At 68.3% G+C, this 17040-nt stretch carries 12 protein-coding genes and 4 pseudogenes; 8 read left to right on the top strand and 8 right to left on the bottom strand.

The window, feature by feature from the left end:
- Positions 1 to 23: 23 nt before the first annotated feature.
- The 3 genes and pseudogenes from ACZ60B_RS27755 to ACZ60B_RS27765 form a co-directional block, all read left to right on the top strand.
- The gene (locus ACZ60B_RS27755) at positions 24 to 245 is read left to right on the top strand and encodes a tetratricopeptide repeat protein (protein ID WP_469391543.1); all 222 of its coding nucleotides are present in this window, start codon (positions 24 to 26) and stop codon (positions 243 to 245) included.
- Positions 246 to 465: 220 nt separating this feature from the next.
- Entirely contained in the window at positions 466 to 666 is a 201-nt protein-coding gene (locus tag ACZ60B_RS27760; protein WP_469391545.1) for a hypothetical protein, read from the top strand.
- 12 nt (positions 667 to 678) lie between these two features.
- A pseudogene (locus tag ACZ60B_RS27765) lies at positions 679 to 849 on the top strand (DUF6233 domain-containing protein); the annotation flags it as partial.
- Positions 850 to 1563: 714 nt separating this feature from the next.
- Here the strand turns inward: ACZ60B_RS27765 and ACZ60B_RS27770 are convergent.
- Both ACZ60B_RS27770 and ACZ60B_RS27775 read right to left on the bottom strand, forming a co-directional pair.
- Positions 1564 to 5211, bottom strand: a complete 3648-nt coding sequence (locus ACZ60B_RS27770; RefSeq protein WP_469391547.1) for a protein kinase domain-containing protein — start codon at positions 5209 to 5211, stop codon at positions 1564 to 1566.
- A gap of 437 nt (positions 5212 to 5648) precedes the next feature.
- A pseudogene (locus tag ACZ60B_RS27775) lies at positions 5649 to 5933 on the bottom strand (IS630 family transposase); the annotation flags it as partial.
- Positions 5934 to 6002: 69 nt separating this feature from the next.
- On the opposite strand from ACZ60B_RS27775, the gene ACZ60B_RS27780 reads away from it, so the two are divergent.
- The 3 genes from ACZ60B_RS27780 to ACZ60B_RS27790 all read left to right on the top strand — a co-directional run bounded on the left by ACZ60B_RS27780 (position 6003) and on the right by ACZ60B_RS27790 (position 8740).
- Positions 6003 to 6308, top strand: a complete 306-nt coding sequence (locus tag ACZ60B_RS27780) for a transposase (RefSeq protein ID WP_469391549.1) — start codon at positions 6003 to 6005, stop codon at positions 6306 to 6308.
- Positions 6305 to 7198 (top strand): IS3 family transposase, encoded by an 894-nt coding sequence (locus ACZ60B_RS27785; protein WP_469391551.1) that lies wholly within the window; start codon positions 6305 to 6307, stop codon positions 7196 to 7198. Before ACZ60B_RS27780 ends, ACZ60B_RS27785 begins: the two co-directional genes overlap by 4 nt.
- A gap of 1122 nt (positions 7199 to 8320) precedes the next feature.
- On the top strand, positions 8321 to 8740 hold the full coding sequence (locus ACZ60B_RS27790) for an SsgA family sporulation/cell division regulator (RefSeq protein ID WP_469391553.1): 420 nt from the start codon (positions 8321 to 8323) through the stop codon (positions 8738 to 8740).
- A gap of 137 nt (positions 8741 to 8877) precedes the next feature.
- Here the strand turns inward: ACZ60B_RS27790 and ACZ60B_RS27795 are convergent, their stop codons facing one another.
- The 3 genes and pseudogenes from ACZ60B_RS27795 to ACZ60B_RS27805 form a co-directional block, all read right to left on the bottom strand.
- Positions 8878 to 10413, bottom strand: coding sequence for an ISL3 family transposase (locus ACZ60B_RS27795; protein WP_469391555.1), 1536 nt, complete (start codon positions 10411 to 10413; stop codon positions 8878 to 8880).
- A gap of 293 nt (positions 10414 to 10706) precedes the next feature.
- On the bottom strand, positions 10707 to 11306 hold the full coding sequence (locus tag ACZ60B_RS27800; protein ID WP_469391557.1) for an SMI1/KNR4 family protein: 600 nt from the start codon (positions 11304 to 11306) through the stop codon (positions 10707 to 10709).
- Positions 11307 to 11368: 62 nt separating this feature from the next.
- Positions 11369 to 11593, bottom strand: a pseudogene (locus tag ACZ60B_RS27805) (transposase); the annotation flags it as partial.
- 24 nt (positions 11594 to 11617) lie between these two features.
- On the opposite strand from ACZ60B_RS27805, the gene ACZ60B_RS27810 reads away from it, so the two are divergent.
- The gene (locus ACZ60B_RS27810) at positions 11618 to 12139 is read left to right on the top strand and encodes a winged helix-turn-helix transcriptional regulator (protein WP_469391559.1); all 522 of its coding nucleotides are present in this window, start codon (positions 11618 to 11620) and stop codon (positions 12137 to 12139) included.
- Between the two features lie 176 nt (positions 12140 to 12315).
- Here the strand turns inward: ACZ60B_RS27810 and ACZ60B_RS27815 are convergent, their stop codons facing one another.
- From ACZ60B_RS27815 to ACZ60B_RS27825, 3 genes are all read right to left on the bottom strand, one after another.
- Positions 12316 to 13092 carry an SDR family oxidoreductase gene (locus ACZ60B_RS27815; RefSeq protein ID WP_469391562.1) on the bottom strand — a complete coding sequence of 259 codons (777 nt, stop codon included), beginning with the start codon at positions 13090 to 13092 and terminating at the stop codon, positions 12316 to 12318.
- 315 nt (positions 13093 to 13407) lie between these two features.
- Positions 13408 to 15348: a lamin tail domain-containing protein gene (locus tag ACZ60B_RS27820; RefSeq protein WP_469391564.1), complete on the bottom strand. Its 1941-nt coding sequence runs from the start codon at positions 15346 to 15348 to the stop codon at positions 13408 to 13410.
- Positions 15349 to 15547: 199 nt separating this feature from the next.
- Complete coding sequence (locus ACZ60B_RS27825) at positions 15548 to 16228, bottom strand: adenosylcobinamide amidohydrolase (protein WP_469391566.1); 681 nt, start codon at positions 16226 to 16228, stop codon at positions 15548 to 15550.
- A 565-nt stretch (positions 16229 to 16793) separates the two neighbouring features.
- Here ACZ60B_RS27825 and ACZ60B_RS27830 point away from each other — a divergent pair.
- Positions 16794 to 17040: pseudogene (locus ACZ60B_RS27830) on the top strand (lytic transglycosylase domain-containing protein); the annotation flags it as partial.

The following is a 17040-nucleotide window of genomic DNA, read 5'->3' on the forward strand; positions in this document are numbered from 1 at the left end:
GCCAGTTCAGATGTCACCCAATCGTGCGGCAGACCCACCGGGAACTCGGTGACCGCCACGGCGAAGGCCAAGCGTTGAACAACCTCGGCATCGCCCTGCGGCAGGTACGCCGGTTCGAGGAAGCCATCGACGCCCACACCCAGGCCACCACCGTCTTCCGTGAGCTCGGCGACCGCCACCGCAAAGGCCAGGCGCGGATGGCTTGGATAACTGCGCACAACGAGCGCTGGCTGAGGCGGAGCTGAAACGCCCTTCGCCCTGCTGACACTGCCCTCGCAGGCCTGGGCACGGGTTACACAATCGCTCCCCAGCCACCGCGCGCCCCGGCCAAGGACCGTGATTCACCGCTCCTGTCGAGAGCTGCGCAGGCCAGCAGCCCGTCCCGTACCGGGATTGCGCACCGCCACCGTCGTGAGCGCGCAGCGAACCGGGGCTACCTCAGAACGCCGGCACAGAATCAAAAATATGTTCGGCGATCTGCCTCGGGACCTGGAGCGTCTACAGACCTTGCGGGTGTGGCATGCGATGTGGGTACAGCGCATCGACGCGAAGATCCAGGCGCTCCAGCAGCGCCAGGCAGAAGAGGCACACGGCCACCGGAGCAAGACGCGGCCGCCGGAGTGGACGGTGGAACTCGATCTCGGAGCAGGGCGCCCGCCGGTCTAGGTCCACGCCGGCGACTGTCACATGGCCGGCGAGCGCCGCCGTCCCGTTGATCGCGATGAGGGCCGTCGGCTGCTCGCCGGGGGCTTGCACGCCTGCACCCACTGCCAGCCCGACGCGGTGCTCGGCATCCTCGACTTATCCCGGCCGCCGACTCCGCTCTCTCCGCTCGCCGCGGCGCGCTGACCGAACGCCTGTACCGTCCGGTTCCTATGCTGCGTCCACGGTGATATGCCCATCGCCAGGCACAGGACCCACACCGATGACCGCTACTGCCACTCCTCCGCCGGTCAGCGAACCGGACCCCTCCACCTTCGCCTGCTCCGGCAGTCTTGTCGGTCCCTGCTCCGGGTGCCAGCGCTCCACCCACAAGTACGGCAACGGCGGCCTCCCGCTCTGCCAGTGGTGCATGGCCCGAGCACAGAAAGCCTGGGGACCTGCCGTCCGCTTCACCAGCACCCGCGCGCAGGCGCAGTAACCGGTACGACGACGTCCCGAGCGCCGGACCCGAACAACCGCCGATGATGGGTCTGCGGGACCTCCGCCTTGGACAGGTTCCTCGCACCGAGCACGATCGTGACGGCGAGCCGCACCGGTGGGCCCTCTCTCACCAGCCCGGCCCGATCCCGGACGGCAGCACCTGGCCAGCGCGGCCGTCGGCCCGACCCGGTCCGCCGGCCTCCGCGGCAGCACCGCCCCGGCATGTCCCACCAGCCCCCGGCCGTCGGCCCGCACGACCGGCCTCGTCCCACTCCGTAGTCTTCGCCACCAGAAAGGTGTCCCGCCCCTGGGTACCGGATCCAAACTCGACACTCGAATCTTCGCAGGTCAGGGCGCCTTTCGCGTCAACGGTCCCTCCGGGACAGCGAATTCAGCTGAATGCCCGAGGCCGACTGTGGGTCAAGGGCACACCTCGCGGTAAGACAGCCCGCGGATGTAGGTCTGCCACTCGCTGCGGGACGGACCGCCACCAACCCGCCTGCACACTTCCCTGGCCGTCTGTTGAAGGTCGAGCACGTATCGCTGGTGCAGGACATGGGCCCCGGCGGCATAGAGCGTGTCGCTGGGGCCGAAGGTGAGAGACAGGACGGCGTCGCCCGGCGTGGACAGCGCGGAACCCAATCGCTGATTGGACGCCACGTCCCACAGCTGCATGGTGCCTGCGCTCCCGCCTACCGCCAGTGTGCGGCCGTCGCGGGAGAACGCCAGAGCGTTCACCGCCTCGATGCCCTGAGTCGAGCCGTTGAGCCTGCCGGGGAGCATCCCCAGGCGATGGCTCACGTCACCGTCCCATATGGTCACCCCGCCCGACGCGTCGCCGACCGCCAGAATGCCTCCGCCGTTCCCCTGTCCGAACGCGACGGCGGTGACTCTTTCCTGACTCAGGGCCTTGGGCGTGGTCCTTCCTTCAGGAAGACGAATCAGTCCGTCGTTGGTGACGAGGAGTCTCCCGTCCGGCTGTAGTGCGAAACTTCGGGGCCAACTGCTGCCTTCGAGTATGTCTCCACCGAGAGTCGTGATCTTCGAACGGAGATGCCTGTCCCAGACACCGATCCCTTCCGGCTGATTGATCCCGTCGCTCAGCCGCGAGACCATCAGCCCTTTGCTGTCCGTGGTGAAGTTCAATCCGCTGATCGGGGACTCATCGGGGCCGGTGGGGTACCGCGAAGCTTCCTCTTTCTTCCCCGGGATGTCCCACACCCTGATCCGATCACGCGCCTGGTCAGATGAGGTCGCGACTGCGTAAGCCAGGGCCTTTGCATCCGGGCTGAATGAAAGCAGTCTGACGTTGTCCACCCCTGCCTCGTCGCTCGCCGGCGGTACCGGGATTCCCGGCAGGTCGGAGATGAGCTTCCCGTCGAGCCCGTCTCGGATCTGGAACCTGCCTGTCGGGTGATCGTCCCAAGTGACGCCGAGGTAGCGGCCGTTCGGACTGAATGCAGCGGCTTGCAGAGGAACCATGCGCCATGCGGTGGCGGTCGCCTGCCCCAGCTTCAGTGATCGCACCGAGACGGTGGGAGACCATTCGCCGCTGAGATACCGAATTCTTCCGGCATCGACATCGACCCTGATCTGCGAGGCGGACTCGTTGACCAGCGAGTACCGAAAGACCGGTTCACTCGGTTCGCTCAAGCGCCACAGCAGGATTTCGTCCCTGCTCGCAGTTGCGACGAACTTCCCGTCCTTGCTGAGGGCGAACCTCTCTATGTCCGAGCGGCGGATCTGGCGCTGCTTTCCGGAGGCGATGTCCCACACCCGCACACCGTCGTCCAAGGCAAGGAGTGCCACGGTGCTGCTGTCGGCACTGAATCTGGCCGCGCTGGGCTCTGTCGACGGGCGGTCTTGGCATTTCCCCATGTTGATGGGTGTCCGGCTGTTCTGCCATCGTGTTCCGCTGGCGACATCCCATAGTTCCATCACGCCGCTCTTCGAGCAGAGGGCGGCGATACGGTCGTTCGGGCTGATGGCGGCTCCGTCCGCGTCGGTCTCGGAGCTTTCGAACAGGGTGCGTTGCCGCTTGGGATCCCACAGCTCGGTCGTGCCGCGCTCAGAGTTGTCGAGAAGAAGCATCCGCCCGCTTGGGCTTACCTGCAGCAGGCTTTTCGGGCCGTCCTGCTCCCAGATGCGCCGGTTCCGGGCCAGGTCCCATACCTGGGCACCGGAACTGCTGTGCACGGCGACCGTCTGCCCGTCGTCACTGGCTGAAGCGATCAGGCCGGCCTGCCCTCCTGTTGCCGCCAAACTGCCGACCTGCCGCCGACCTGCCACATCCCACCGAATGACGTGGTGCTTCTCCATCGTGAGCAAGGTACGGCCGTCACTGTTGAGAAGGGGCGAGTCGTCATAGGGCAGTTCCACGTCACTGGGTGCGTTGAGGGTCTCGGCTTCCCTTTGCGTCATCGCCCCGATCAGCGCGGACCGCGTTTCGGCGGTGTCGGCGAGGCGCCATGCCGTGACGCTGAGCCGCATCGCGGCGATCGGATCCGTGGAACGGAGGCTGTCGGCGACTGAGGCCACTCGGCGGGCCTCGGCCAGCAGGCTCTGACGCTCACTGGCGCGGTTCTGCTGCCAAGCGGCAACACCTGCCACCAGGGCAAGCACCGTGACCAGTATCGTACCGCCCAGCAGAGCGCGACGGCGGCGCAGTCGGCGGGTGTCCGCCGTGCGGCTGGCGGCGAGGAACTGGCGCTCCAGCAGATTCGGGCGCAGCCGACTGGAGGCGGTGGCCGCCCAGTCGAGTGCCTTGCGCAGGGCAGTGCCGCGTTCCAGGTCGTCGGGTCGGCGTCCGTGCTGGTGCCAGACGCGGGCCGCCTCGCCCAGCCGCCGGTGGAGGCGCAGTCCTTCGCGGTCGGCATCCACCCATTCCCTCAGCCGGGGCCAGGCCCGCAGCACTGCCGCGCTGACCGGCCGTACGGTGGCTGCCTCGTGGATCAGTAGACCCGCGCCGGTGAACATGGTGATCGCCTCCCGTACGGCCGCCTGCTCGCCCGTGGGTCGCCCGGACAGCAGCTCGTCCTCAGCGGCGGTGCGCACGCTGTCGTGGGATCCATCCGGTGCGCTGCCCGGGACGATCAACCGGAGCCAGACCTCGCGCGCGACCGCCTGGACTGCGGGCGAAAGAGCGTCGGAGGCGGCCGCGGCCGCGTCGCCCAGCGAGACAACGGCTGTTGCCGCCGCGCCGCCGGGGGCGCGCATACCGGCAGCGGCGTCGGCCCCGGCCCGCAGGGCCTGCTGGTCGTCGTAGTCGCCGCCGAGCAAGCGCAGCAGAATCGCAGCCGCGCTGGGCCGATCCTCGGGCCGTTTGGCCAACGCCTCGGACACCAGGGACCGTAACGGCTTGGGCAGAACGGTCAGGTCCGGCTCGTGCTCTAGGGCACGGACCACCACCTCCCCGATGCTCGCCCCCCAGAACGGCTCTTCTCCGGTCGCGGCGAACAGCACCAACGCTCCCCACGCGAACACGTCCGCCGGAGTACCGGCCCGCCGGCCCTGCAGGGTCTCGGGGGCTATATAGCCGAACGTGCCCACGACCGCGCCGGTCTCGGTCAGGGACATCTCCGGGGTACGGGCGATACCGAAGTCGATCACCCTGGGCCCGTCCGGACCGAGCAGCACATTGCCGGGCTTGAGATCCCGGTGCACCACCCCGGCCTGGTGAATCGCGGCCAGCGCGGTGGCCACCCCCGTCGCCAGCCGCAGCAGGTCATCCCCCCGGAGGGGTCCGGAATGCTGCACCGCCGCTCTCAAATTGGGGCCGGGAACGAACTCGCCGACGATGTAGGGGCTCTCGGCGTCCAAAACCGCGGCCAGTACCCTCGCCGTACAGAACGACGCCACCCGCTGCGTCGCCGTCACCTCCTTGGCGAACCGGCGCCGGGCAGCCGTCCCCGAGGCCGTGTCCCAGTGCAGCACCTTCACCGCCACCCGCATTCCGGCAGCGTCGTAGGCCTCGTAGACCACCCCCTGACCGCCGGATCCCAATCGGCCGGCCAGCCAGTACTCCCCCAGACGCTGCGGGTCCTCCGGCGCGAGACCGTAGCGACTCATACACCACTCTCCAAGAATCCTCGAGGCCTGGAAAAGCCGTTGGGGGGCGGCATGGCCTACAGACGCCGGGCGCACCAGGACAGTTCCAATCCGGGGCGCGCAAGTCCCGTACACAACCCTCCGCGCGCCGGCGCGCACTCGGGTCTGTTGCGAAAGTGCTGGTCACAGCCACTCGTTAATGGCTGCGACCAGCACGGTCGCTTCGAAGCGGACGGCGAGTTTGTCGTAACGAGTGGGTGCGCCACGAGGCGCCGTGGAATCGAGTGAGGTGAGAGACCTTCACCACCGGGTTGTCGTAGCAATCCGGTTGAAGCTGGGGGCAGTTCGGTTCGGGGGATGCCGAGCCGAGCGGTAAGCAGCCCCGACAACGTCGGGACGGGCTGGTACTGCCAGACGACCCGGGTCCGGCTAGTGTGATGCGCCAGAAATCCTAAGGTTTAGTTCTGCTCTGTTTTCTGGCCGGTGGTTCCGACCTTGGTGAGGTAGTCGGCGAGGGAGTTTAGGATCTCGTCGGCTGTCTTGGTCCAGGTGAAGGGCCGCGGGTTCTCGTTCCAGGTGTCGATCCAGGCGGTGATGTCGTCCTCCAGTGCCTTCACGGAGGTGTGGACGCCGCGGCGGATGAGCTTGTCGGTCAGCAGGCCGAACCACCGTTCCACCTGGTTCATCCAGGAGGAGCCGGTGGGGGTGAAATGGACGTGGAAGCGGGGATGCCTGCCGAGCCATGTGAACCTTCCCCTTGATCGTGGACACCTGGAGACTGGGACATGAGGTTCCAGAGGAAGTAGTGCCAGGTGGGAAGCAAGAGCAACCGCAGCAGGCGGTACACGGAGGAGTTCAAACGGGACGCGGTCGCGCTCGTGCGCTCCTCCGGGAAGACCGTCACCGAGGTGGCCCGGGAGATCGGGGTCAGCGCCGAGGGACTGCGCAACTGGGTCAAGCAGGATGCGATCGACCGTGGGCAGGGGGCGCCGGGAGAGCTGACGACGGCCGAGCGCGAAGAGCTGCGCCGGCTGCGGATGCTGGCCGCCGAGCAGGCGGAGACGATCGAGGTGCTGCGAAAAGCGGCGGTCTTCTTCGCGAAGGAGAGCGATCGATGAGCGAGGTATACGCGTTCATCGAGGCGGAGAAGACCACCCACAATGTTGCTCTGTTGTGCCGGCTGCTGAAGGTGGCCCGCTCCTCCTTCTACGCGTGGCTGGCCGGCGAGAAGGCGCGCTCGGCGAGGAAGGCCGCCGATGACGCCCTGGCCCACGAGATCACCGTGCTGCACATCGCTTCCAAGGCCACCTACGGGGTGCCGCGCATCCACGCCGGGCTGCGCCGGCTCGGACGCCGCGTGAACCGCAAACGGATCGAGCGCGTCATGCGCGAACGCGGCATCAGTGGTGTTACGCGGCGCAGGCGCAAGGGCCTGACCCGCCCGGCCAAAAGGGCGGTGCCCGCTCCGGACCTGATCGGCCGCGACTTCACGGCGAGCGCGCCGGGGATGAAGCTGCTCGGCGACATCACCTACATACCCACCGATAACGGCTGGCTGTATCTGGCGACGTGGCTGGACCTCGCAACCCGCGAGATCGTCGGCTACTCGATGGCCGATCACCACCGGGCCAGCCTGGTCGCGGACGCCCTGAAGATGGCCGCCGGACGCGGGCAGCTCCAACCCGGATGCATTGCACATTCGGACCGCGGCAGTGAATACACCTCCGACGAACTCCGACGTGAAATAGGCCGGTTGGGACTGCGACAGAGCATGGGTCGCACCGGGTCATGCTTCGACAACGCCGCCGCCGAGTCGTTCTTCGCACTGCTGAAGGAGGAGATCGGAATCCGCCGCTGGCCCAACCGCTCCAGCGCCCGCGCGGACATCTTCGCTTTCGTCGAGACGTTCTACAACCGACAGCGCCTACGCCGCCATCCCCTCTGGGGCTACCTCACCCCGCTGGAGACCCGGCAGCGCCTCGAGCAAGAACACGCCCTCGTGGCGTAAGCATCGAGTGTCCAAGATCACGGGGAAGCTTCACCACACCCCCGGCACCGGCACCGGCACCGGCACCGGCCCGATACGGATAACCGCCATCCAAAACAACACAAACATCTTCCACGCCACCATCACGCCCACACCCACCCACCCCACTCCCACCCGACAGTGACCCCCAGCCACCACCCGCCCGCACACCCCAACCCCCCGCCCGCAACCGCGCGGCCTGATCAGCGGGCGCAGGACGGTGACGGCAGCGACACTCCCCAACCCGCCCCACACCATCCGGGCACCGCCCACCGCCACGGGCCTGCCCGTATCTCGTGTCGAGGCTCTGTCCCGCCCAGGCCTGGGCCAGTCGGCGAGCTGTGTGCGTGGCGGACCGTTGCGCCATTCCTCGGCGAGTGGTCCACGCCGTCTTCGGCAGCTGCCCGTACACCTCGTCGGTGACCGGCAGTGTCGGCCCGGTGGCGTCCCGCGTCGTGGTGCAGGGGATCAAGCGTTGCGCGTTCCGGTACCAGGCTCCAGGTGATCTTCGCCGAGCCAGCGGTCTACGAGGCGCCCTGTTGGGGCGAGTCGAGGGCCCGGTAGCGCGGATCCACCGCCGCCGACCTGCGGATTCCGGCGACTTGATCGGCTACACCACCCGGCGGGACACCACCGTCGGCCCCGTAGCGGTAGCGACCCCGACGCCGTCGTGCCGGAATCGGCCGAACATTCATTCGGGCCGCGCGGCGGATCCCTGCCAAGATCCGTGGAGCCGCTGCCGGCCTTCGCACCGTCGCGGGACGAGCGAAGGCGGGCCCCGGCTCCCTTCCGACGACTTCACGGGCAGCCGGAACTGCTCGACGCGACCGTGGCCGATGTTCAAGGAGTACGCGCGAGCCGTGCGTGGTGAATCCGAATGCGACACCGAGAGGGAATGGTCAGTGAGCGCGTGAAGGAATGCTGCCGAGTTGCTGGCCGGGGCAGCTGATCTTTACGGCAAAGAGCCCGAGGAGGCCGGGGCACGTAAGGAACCGACTACCAGATCAAACGGCTGCTCCCGGGGCAAGATCCGTGGCCGGCACCGCGACGGCCGGGACGAGACCAGTGGTCGCTGACCGTCGCCGAGGCAGGAGGAAGAAACCGATGGTTTCTGTGAAGACCGTGATACGGAGGGTGGCCGTACAGCTCGTCGTCGCGCGCACATACACACTGCCCATGCGTTTGAATCTGCGCTACGAGCCCACCGATCCCTACGTCGTCCGTGCCGTCTTTTCCATCGACACCGACGAACTGGCCGAATGGGTTCTGGGGCGCGATCTTCTGGCCGACGGCCTGACCGGCTCCGCAGGCTGCGGCAACATCCGGGTCTGGCCAACCGTCGGCCGGGGCGACCAAGCGATGTACATCGTCCTCGGGACTCCCTCGGACACCGCCTTGCTCGAGGTCCCCGCGCAGGACATCAAAGCCTTCCTGGAGGACACACAGGCGCTTGTGCCACAGGGCACGGAGTCCGGACACATCGACTGGGAACTCGAACTGACGAACCTGTTTGCAATGGGCTGAGAGAAACCTCCCAACCGCTTACGGACGGAAACCTCCGCCCCGACCGCAGAAAAGGGAAGGGAACCCATCTCCCGGCTACCGGCGGGACTGTAAATCGTTCGGCCCTGTCTCACATTCGGTGGGAGCAGAGGGTGTCGCTATCCGAGGAGGATGCGGTGGCGTAGAAGGGTGAAGCCTGCTCGTCCATGCATCTGGCGCGCGATCCGCTTGGTCTTGGTGTTGACGCCTTCGGTGGGGCCGTTGCTGTACGGAAGTGTGAGCGCGGAGTTCACGGCGTCGCGGTCTCGTTCCAAGCCCCGGGTGAAGGCGTGGAGACGGGGTAGGTCGACGGCGCGGGCCTGGACGATCCAGTGCGTGAGCACGTCGGCATTTCCGGCGTGAGGCTTCAGAAGTTGAGCGAAGCCCCGGATGAGAGCGACCAGTTGAGTCATCTCGGGGCAGGCAGCGGTGAGCTTGGCCAGCAGCTCGTGATGCTCGGCCTTGAGGTTGTCGGGCCTGGTCAGCAGTATCCGGGCGAACCTGCGCGGGGAGATATGACTGCGGTCCGCGTCCGCGCGGCCCTGGTTGATGTACTTGTGCAGGAGGTTCAGGCAGCCGGTGAAGCCGAAGGCTTTGATCTCTTCGTAGAGGTGCTTGACGGGCACGGCTGGGTTCTCCGTCCGGCGTATGCGCAGGTGCTCGCGGTAGGGGTCGACGAGGCTGGCACGGTATTTGGGGACGAGGAGCATCCGCTCGGGCTGATCGGCTCGGGCGTAGCGTTTGACGGTGTTCAGGGCCAGTTGCAGGCGGCGGGCGCATTCGAGAAGGCCCACGCCCTGGTCGAGCAAGGCGTGGATCTGGTGCCAGCGTTCCAGGGTGGTCTGTGCGCGGGGGCCGTCGTACAGGGGCGCGCCCAGCGCGGTGGCCCAGCACTTGCTGTGTGCCTTCACCTCGCTCAGGGCCGCTTCGCACAGGTTGTGCCACACGTGCCAGCGATCGGCGACCTGAATCGCGTCAGGCAGGGCCCGGCGGACGGCCTCGGCATACGTGGCCGAGCCGTCCCGGCACACGACCTCGACGCCCGGATGCTCGCGCAGCCACGCTTCCAGCGTGTCGGCGGTCCGGTCGGGCAGCACGTCGATCCGCTCATGGGTCTCGGCGTCGATCACCACGGTGGCATAGCGGTGACGCCGGCGCAGAGCGAAATCATCGACGCCGATCACGCGGGGCACCCGCCCGGCCGGCAACGGGATACGCAACAGGGCGCGCAGGGCCGTGTGACGCGACAGACCCACCGCGAGTATCGCCAGCAAGCGTGCTCCCGCCCGGCCCGCTAACTCCTTGACCACGGCCTTGACTTGGCTGGCCAGACGGGCTGTGCGGCGTTGGTATCGCTCCAGGACTCCGGGCACCTGCTCGCGGAAGGTGTGGCGGCAGCCGCGTGTCGGACACACCAGACGCCGCACCCGTACGCGGACCACCACCCGCCGGCCGTCGACCGGTACGTCGGCCACCGTCCTCCAGTGATAACCGTGCACCCGTCCCGACGGCGCCCCGCACACCGGACAGACCGCAGTGTCCTGCGGAGTTCGTGCCCGCACCACGACCCGCTCGCCCTCGTCGACCACAGCCTCGATGATCAGTGGCGACAGCCCCGAAAACACCGTCTGTACAAGCTCGTTGACGTCCCTCACACGGATATCAACGACCCTCACAACTCTGCGTCACCACCGAATGTGAGACAGGGCCGCTCGTTTGACAGACCCCTACCGGCCTCGCGGCTGCACACTGCGCACCCCTGAGGTGCTCGTTCGACCGCGGGTGTCCACGCCGGTTTCGGCGAGAAGTGCGTCGAAGCGGCATCTGAGCGCGTCGTAGACCTTGTCCGCCAGGTCCCGACTCGGGAACTCGGTGACTTATCAGTGGTCGTCCCGTTTGGCTTTCCACGTGACGCAGTGGGTATCTGTGACTGGCGTGGCCGGCAGGGTTACACGCCGCGCTCGGGTCCGTTCCAGGGTTCTGGCCGTTCGTCGGCGGTCATCGGGAGGCGGCACAGTTGCACGGGGCCGGGGTAGAAGGCTGAGGTGTTGGGGCCGGCCATGTCTTCGCCGATGAGGTAGCGATAGAGCCATTCGGCAAAGCTCATGTCGTACCGTGCCCAGCCGCCTTCGCCGTCTTCGACCAGGATCCCGGCGAACGTTCCGTCCGCAGCTGTGAGGAACAGCGTTTCGCCTCGGTCGGTGCTGGTGATCGGCCACAGTCCATTGGGGGTACCGAAGCTCAAGTCTGCGAGTCCGAACAGTAGGCGCGGGTCCTCGTCCGGGTCGAGGTTGTCCCAGGAAGTCTCGGACCAGGCACGGGCCGTGTCCCGCATCCAGTCGCCCAGGTTCCAGCGAGTGGTCGCCGGGTGGCGCAAGGTGAGGTGGCCGTTGAGCCGGATGGGAGCGTATGCGTCCACGAGGGTCTGGTAGTCGGTCGGCAGCCGGATGCCGAGTTCTGTGTGGAGGCGGCCCCAGGCGGCTGGGTCCTCGTAGCGGTTCTGGGTCGGGCCGAGCATCGCCATGACTGCGGGCAGGTAGTCGGTCATGGCGCTCCTCGCTGATGTGTCGTCTCTGCAGCAGGATCATCCCAGCTCGGAGGCCTCACCGGTCAGGCTGTCAGCCTGCGGTAGCAGATCAGGGCCGCGGCGATGCCGGCGAATGCCAGGGAGTGGTTGGCCTTGCGCTCGTAACGTCGGTGCAGGCGGCGGCACCCGGACAGCCATGCCACGGTGCGTTCCACGGTCCAACGGTGCCGGCCAAGGCGCTGGGAGGACTCGAGGCCCCGGCGCGCGATGCGCGGTGTGATGTTGCGGGTGCGGAGCCATGTGCGTAGCCGGTCGGCTCGTGCCATCGGGGCATGGGGCGTACGTCGTTCGCGAACTGGCCCTGCTCGGTGGCCCGGACCATGGATCTGCTCGGTGACTGGTGGACCGCGCTGGTGCTGAGGGAGGCGTTCTGCGGGATCCGCCGGTTCGACGAGTTCCAGCAGGAGCTGGGCATCGCCCGCAACGCCCTGTCGGAGCGGTTGCGCGGGCTGGTGGAGGCGGGACTGCTGGAGAAGCAGGTCCATGAGACCCAGCCGGTGCGCCACGAATACCTGCTGACCGAGTCGGGCCGCGACTTCTACGGCGTGATCCTGGCCATGACGAACTGGGGCGACCGCTGGCTGTCGGACGAGGCGGGGCCACCGATGATCACCCGTCACGAGACCTGCGGCCACGACGCCCACGGCGAGGTGGTGTGCTCCCACTGCAAGGCGCCGATGACCTGGAGGGACGTCACGCCGCGCCCCGGCCCCGGCTACCCGCCGAAGCTGCTCGACCGCCCGGACATCCGGCGACGCTTCAAGCTGGACGAGCCGACACCGCCCAGGGACTGATCTCGGCCGGAGCTTCGATGTGCCGTCGGTCTGCCAACGTCCGCCGTCATCGCCCTGGACATCGCCGCACTCCGCGGCGGCACGATCACCGTTCTCTGAAACCCGGACGACGGCACGACCCGCCGTAGCCGACACAGCCTGGGGCCGGGCGTGGGATCTCCGGGCGGCGGCCGGGCTCAGGAGGCCTGAGCCGTCGGCATGATCGTGATCTGCTGGAGGTTCGCCCGCGGCGGCAGCATGGCGATGAAGCCGATGGTCTCGGCGACGTCCTGCGGCGTCAGCCACTCGATGGTCTCCTTGGAGCTCTCCAGCCAGTCCAGGGCACCCTGGTCGGTGACGTGGTCCTGCAGCTCGGTGCCGACGATGCCCGGCTCCACCGCCGCCACCCGCACGTTCTTCGGGCCGAGCTCCACACGCAGGTGACGGGAGAGATGGCTGACGTAGGCCTTCGTGGCCGAGTAGACGGCGAAGTTCGGGAAGATGTTCTGCGCCGCGATCGACGAGGTGTTGATCAGGTCGGCCACGCCGCGTTCGGCGGCGGCCTCGACCAGCTGCGGGGTGAAGGCGCCGATGGCGTTCATCAGGCCGGTGATGTTGAGGTCGATCTGTTGCTGCCACTGGTCGGTGGCCAGCTCCTCGACCGGGGCGGGCAGCATGACACCGGCGTTGTTGAACAGCAGGTCGGCGCCGCCCAGCTCGGCCGCCACCCGGTCGGCGACTACCTGGAGGGCTGCCTTGTCCGTCACGTCGGCGGCGATCGCCGTGGCACTGCCGCCGTCCTTCTCGATCCGGGCGACCAGGTCGGCCAGCCGCTCCGCCCGGCGGGCCAGGACGACGACATGCGCGCCGAGGGCGGCCAGCTTCTCGGCGGACGCCTCACCGATACCGCTGGAGGCTCCGGTGACGACCGCGACACGGCCCTGCAACGGCTTGGCGGTGTTTTGCGTGGACATGGTGTGCACCTTCCGGACGAAGATTGCGGGTGAAAGCGTGCCGGGTGGTCCTTGCGGCCTGGCGATCCCGCCGGCCGGGCGGTCCCGGCACACCTCCAGCACACCAGCCCCGCGGCCCGGCCGCAGGGCCAGAACCGGTCCACAAGATCGAAAACAGCGTGCGGTGAAGCTCCCGGCGGTCGTGGGCGTCGTGGCCGTCACCCCGCCTGCCGGGAGCTTCACCGTCGTGTACCGCTGCGGGGCCTCAACGACCCCTGTCTCGCCTCGGACGGAGGCCGGGCGCCACGCCCGGCCGTGCCGCTTCGGCCGCGACACTCAGCAGGGGAAAGTTCCGCTGTAGAGCGCGTGCCCGTATGCGGACGTCCCGGAGCCGGAGCCGTAGATGCCGTCGTCGGACCAGACCGCTTCGCGGGAGCCGCTGACGCACGTCGACGTCGGCGCGATCGCGAAGCCCTCGAGGTTGTCGGTCGGCATGACGGCCGGGTTCGTGTAGGTCACGTCCGGGACGATCGCACCGCTCGCGTTGACCTTCATGAAGGTGTGCGTCTCACCGCAGGTGTTGTCGCAGGTCGCGATGATGCGCTGGGTTCCGGCGTCGTACGTCACGTCCATCACCGAGGACCTGCCGGTCGCGATGGTGGCGAACGTGGTGAACGTGCCGTCGGAGTTGAGGCCGTAGACGTGCAGGGAACCGTCCCACTCCAGGCCGGCGAAGAACAGGCCCGACCCGTGCAGCGGGTAGTTCGCCGGGTTGTACGCAGCACCGGTGAGCGGGTCCACCCAGCCGTTGGCGGTGAGCCAGCTGTCCGGGACGTAGCCGACGCCCTCGAAGCCCAGATTCGCGTCGTCCTTGCTGCCGGTGTTCAGCTGCGGGAACTGCGAGGTCATGTCCCACTGGTGGACCGGCGTCAGGGTCGAGCCGGTCGCGGCCGGGTCGAACTCCATGATCGTGTCCTTGGGCACCGTGTTGTTGGCGTTGTCGCGCTCGGACGTCACGTAGACGTGGCCGTTGCCGCCGACCGTCAGGCCCTCGGAGTCCGGCTGGCCGGAACCGTTCGAGAACCGGAGCTGCTTTCCGGTCGCGCTCCACGACGCATCGGGGATCCACAGCCCGTTGCTCTTGATCAGCTTGTACAGCCAGTTCTTGTTCTTGGCCGCCCACAGCACGGACGGGTTCGACGGGTCGAAGGCCAGGCCGCTCACGTCACGGCCCTCGGGGCCGGTGGACGTGGTGAACGCGCAGACGTTGTCGGCGATCGTGACGTCCAGCCCGCCCGGCCACGCCAGGGTGCCCGAGGGGGTGGAACCCGTACCGCTGGGCGCCTCGGGGGTGCAGCCGCTGGTGAGCGAGCCGCCTCCGCCCAGCAACTGACCGGTCTGCCCGCCACCGCCGCCGGTGCCGCCACCGCCGCTGCCCGAGCAGGAGTTGGCGCTGCCGAGCGTCGCGGTCACGGCGGTCTGGAACCAGCCGGCGCCGTCGGTGCAACGCTCGTCCGACGGCTTGGCGCCGTCGGTCGTCCAGGTCACGGAGTCGACCGTGTTGCCGCTGCCGTCGAGCAGGAAGACGGAGTCGCTGTCACCCAGTCCAAGGGTGGAGTTGAACGTGACGCGGCCACCTGCGGGGATACTGGTCGCGCTCGGCGAGGAGGACGAGACCGTGGCCGCGGAGTGGCTGGTGTCGCTGTCGACGTACTTCCACGAACCGATGCTCACGGCACTCGTGCCGCCGTTGTACAGCTCCACGGTGTCCGCGCCGTCGGAGGTGACCTCGTTGACGCGCACCTTGCTCGCCGCCGAGATCGACGACGGGCAACCCGGGGCGTTGGCGGCGCCGAAGGTGGCCGCGGTGGTCGTGGTCACCCACGCCCCGGTGCCGTCGCCGCCGCAACGCGCCATCGCCGGCTTGGCCTTGTCGGTGGCCCACTCGACGCGGTCGACCACCGTGCCACCGGAGGTGTAGATCACCAGCTTGTCGGAATCGCCCAGCCCCTTGGGTGAGTTGAAGGTGACGAAGCCGCCCGCCGCGATCGTGGGGGACGACGGGGCGAAGGTCTGCTGCGAGAAGCTGTCGTCGGACATCTTCCAGCCGCTGATGCTGACGGAGGCGGAGCCGGCGTTGTACAGCTCTACCGTGTCGTTGCCGGACGAGGTGACTTCGTTGATCCGGACGTTCTGGTAGCCGGCCGGGTCGGCGGCGGCCGCGGGCGGCGCGGCGACCAGTCCCGTGACGAGCAATCCTGAGAAGGTCAAAGCCACAGCACAGAGGGAGGCGGCGCTGACACGTGAGTGTGAGGTAGGCACGAGGCGGAACTCTGGCGGAAGGATCTTGAAACCGGGTGTACGCGAGTTGAATGCCGCCTGCTGGCCGCCGGAACGCCAGGCTCACAGCGTCATGACCTGACGGGACGATGATGACGGAGGGTGTCCCCGAGCCGCCTGACGCGCCTCGGCGCCCTCACGGCGCGCTCGATGCCGCCCCTACGGCCGCATGGACGGCCCGCGCCAGCCGGGCACCCCACACCGAGCGCGGGCCGGCGAAGGCGTGGGCCTCCTCGCCGCCGCGCACGGTGCGTGCCGCGATACAGACGGCGTCGGTCGGCGTACCCGAGCAGTCGTAACCGGCTTCGACGAGCGCCTGGACCTTCGCCTCGGTGGCCGTGGCCACCGCGTTGACCAGAGCCGCGTCCGTCAGCGGCACCGGGAGCGCAACCACTATGTTGATCGTGCCCGGGGCGGCCGGCAACGCGCTGCCCTCGCCGGGCGTCGCCGCCCATCCCCGGACTCCGAGACCCGCGGTGACGACGGCATCGATGCCCCCGTCGTGGGCCAGACCGTACGACGTGACATCGGCCGCGGTCATCAGTCCCACCCCTGTCCCGCGCGCGCCCGCGGCGTCGGCCAGCCCGGCAAGGTGGCGGTCGGGGTCGGTGCGCCGATACCCGTGGGACACCTGGGCGTTCAGGACCCAGGCGCGCTCCCCCAGACCCCCGCCGAGCACGGCGCTGGAGACCATGCGCCAGCCGTCGCCCGCTCTCCACAGCAGCGCGTGAAGCCGCTCGCCGTCCTCGACACGGGCGAGCTGCTGGACATGCAGCAGCCCACCGACAGGACGTGGCGGCGGTACGACGACGGTCACCCGGGCGGACTCTCTACGAGGCGGATACCGGCTGAGCCTACGTCAGCGGTGCGGCCCGCCCGGCCGCCCCGTGCTCGGGCCCGCACCATCGCTCCGGCAGGGCGCACAGGGCACAGCACCCCATCGCGCTGTACCACGCACCACGTCACGTCGCACGAAGCGACTTCCGGGCCACGCACCGTACCGTCCCCGAAACCGCGGTCACACCCGCCCTGCCCGCACGGTGAATCCCTGCGCACACAACGTGGCCGAATCGGTGAAGCACCCCACATGACCCACGTCACCTACTACCCGTGATAGCGGATGAAAAGGGACGTGTTTAGACGCGCACACATGCCTTGACCTGCGAATTGAGAGCCAGCTCACACGAACCGGCAAACATCCCAATGCGGCCACAACTAGTAAAAAGGGTCATTGCGGACATCGGTCGGGGCTGGTTGTCTTGAGGACGTCGCCAGGCACCACGGCCCCCAGGGGTCACGGTGCCTCCGCATGCCAGGACCAACGCACCACACGGTCCCCCGGCGAGCGAGCGACCCCCTGTCCCCGAAGAACGAGGTTCTCTGTGTCCGTCTCCGTCATCCGCCGCATCGCCAGCCCGAAGAAGGCCCTCACCGTCGCCGCCCTCGCCGCCACCACCGCCGGTCTGGCGCTGGCCGCGGTCCCGGCCCAGGCCAGCACGACGTCGGCCTCCTCCGCCCAGGCGATCGCCCACCGGATGATCCCGGACACGGCCCAGTACAACGCCTTCAACAAGATCGTCACCCACGAGAGCGGCTGGAACCACACCGCCACCAACTCCTCCTCCGGCG

The sequence above is a fragment of the Streptomyces sp. NPDC104096 genome, from assembly GCF_055584385.1.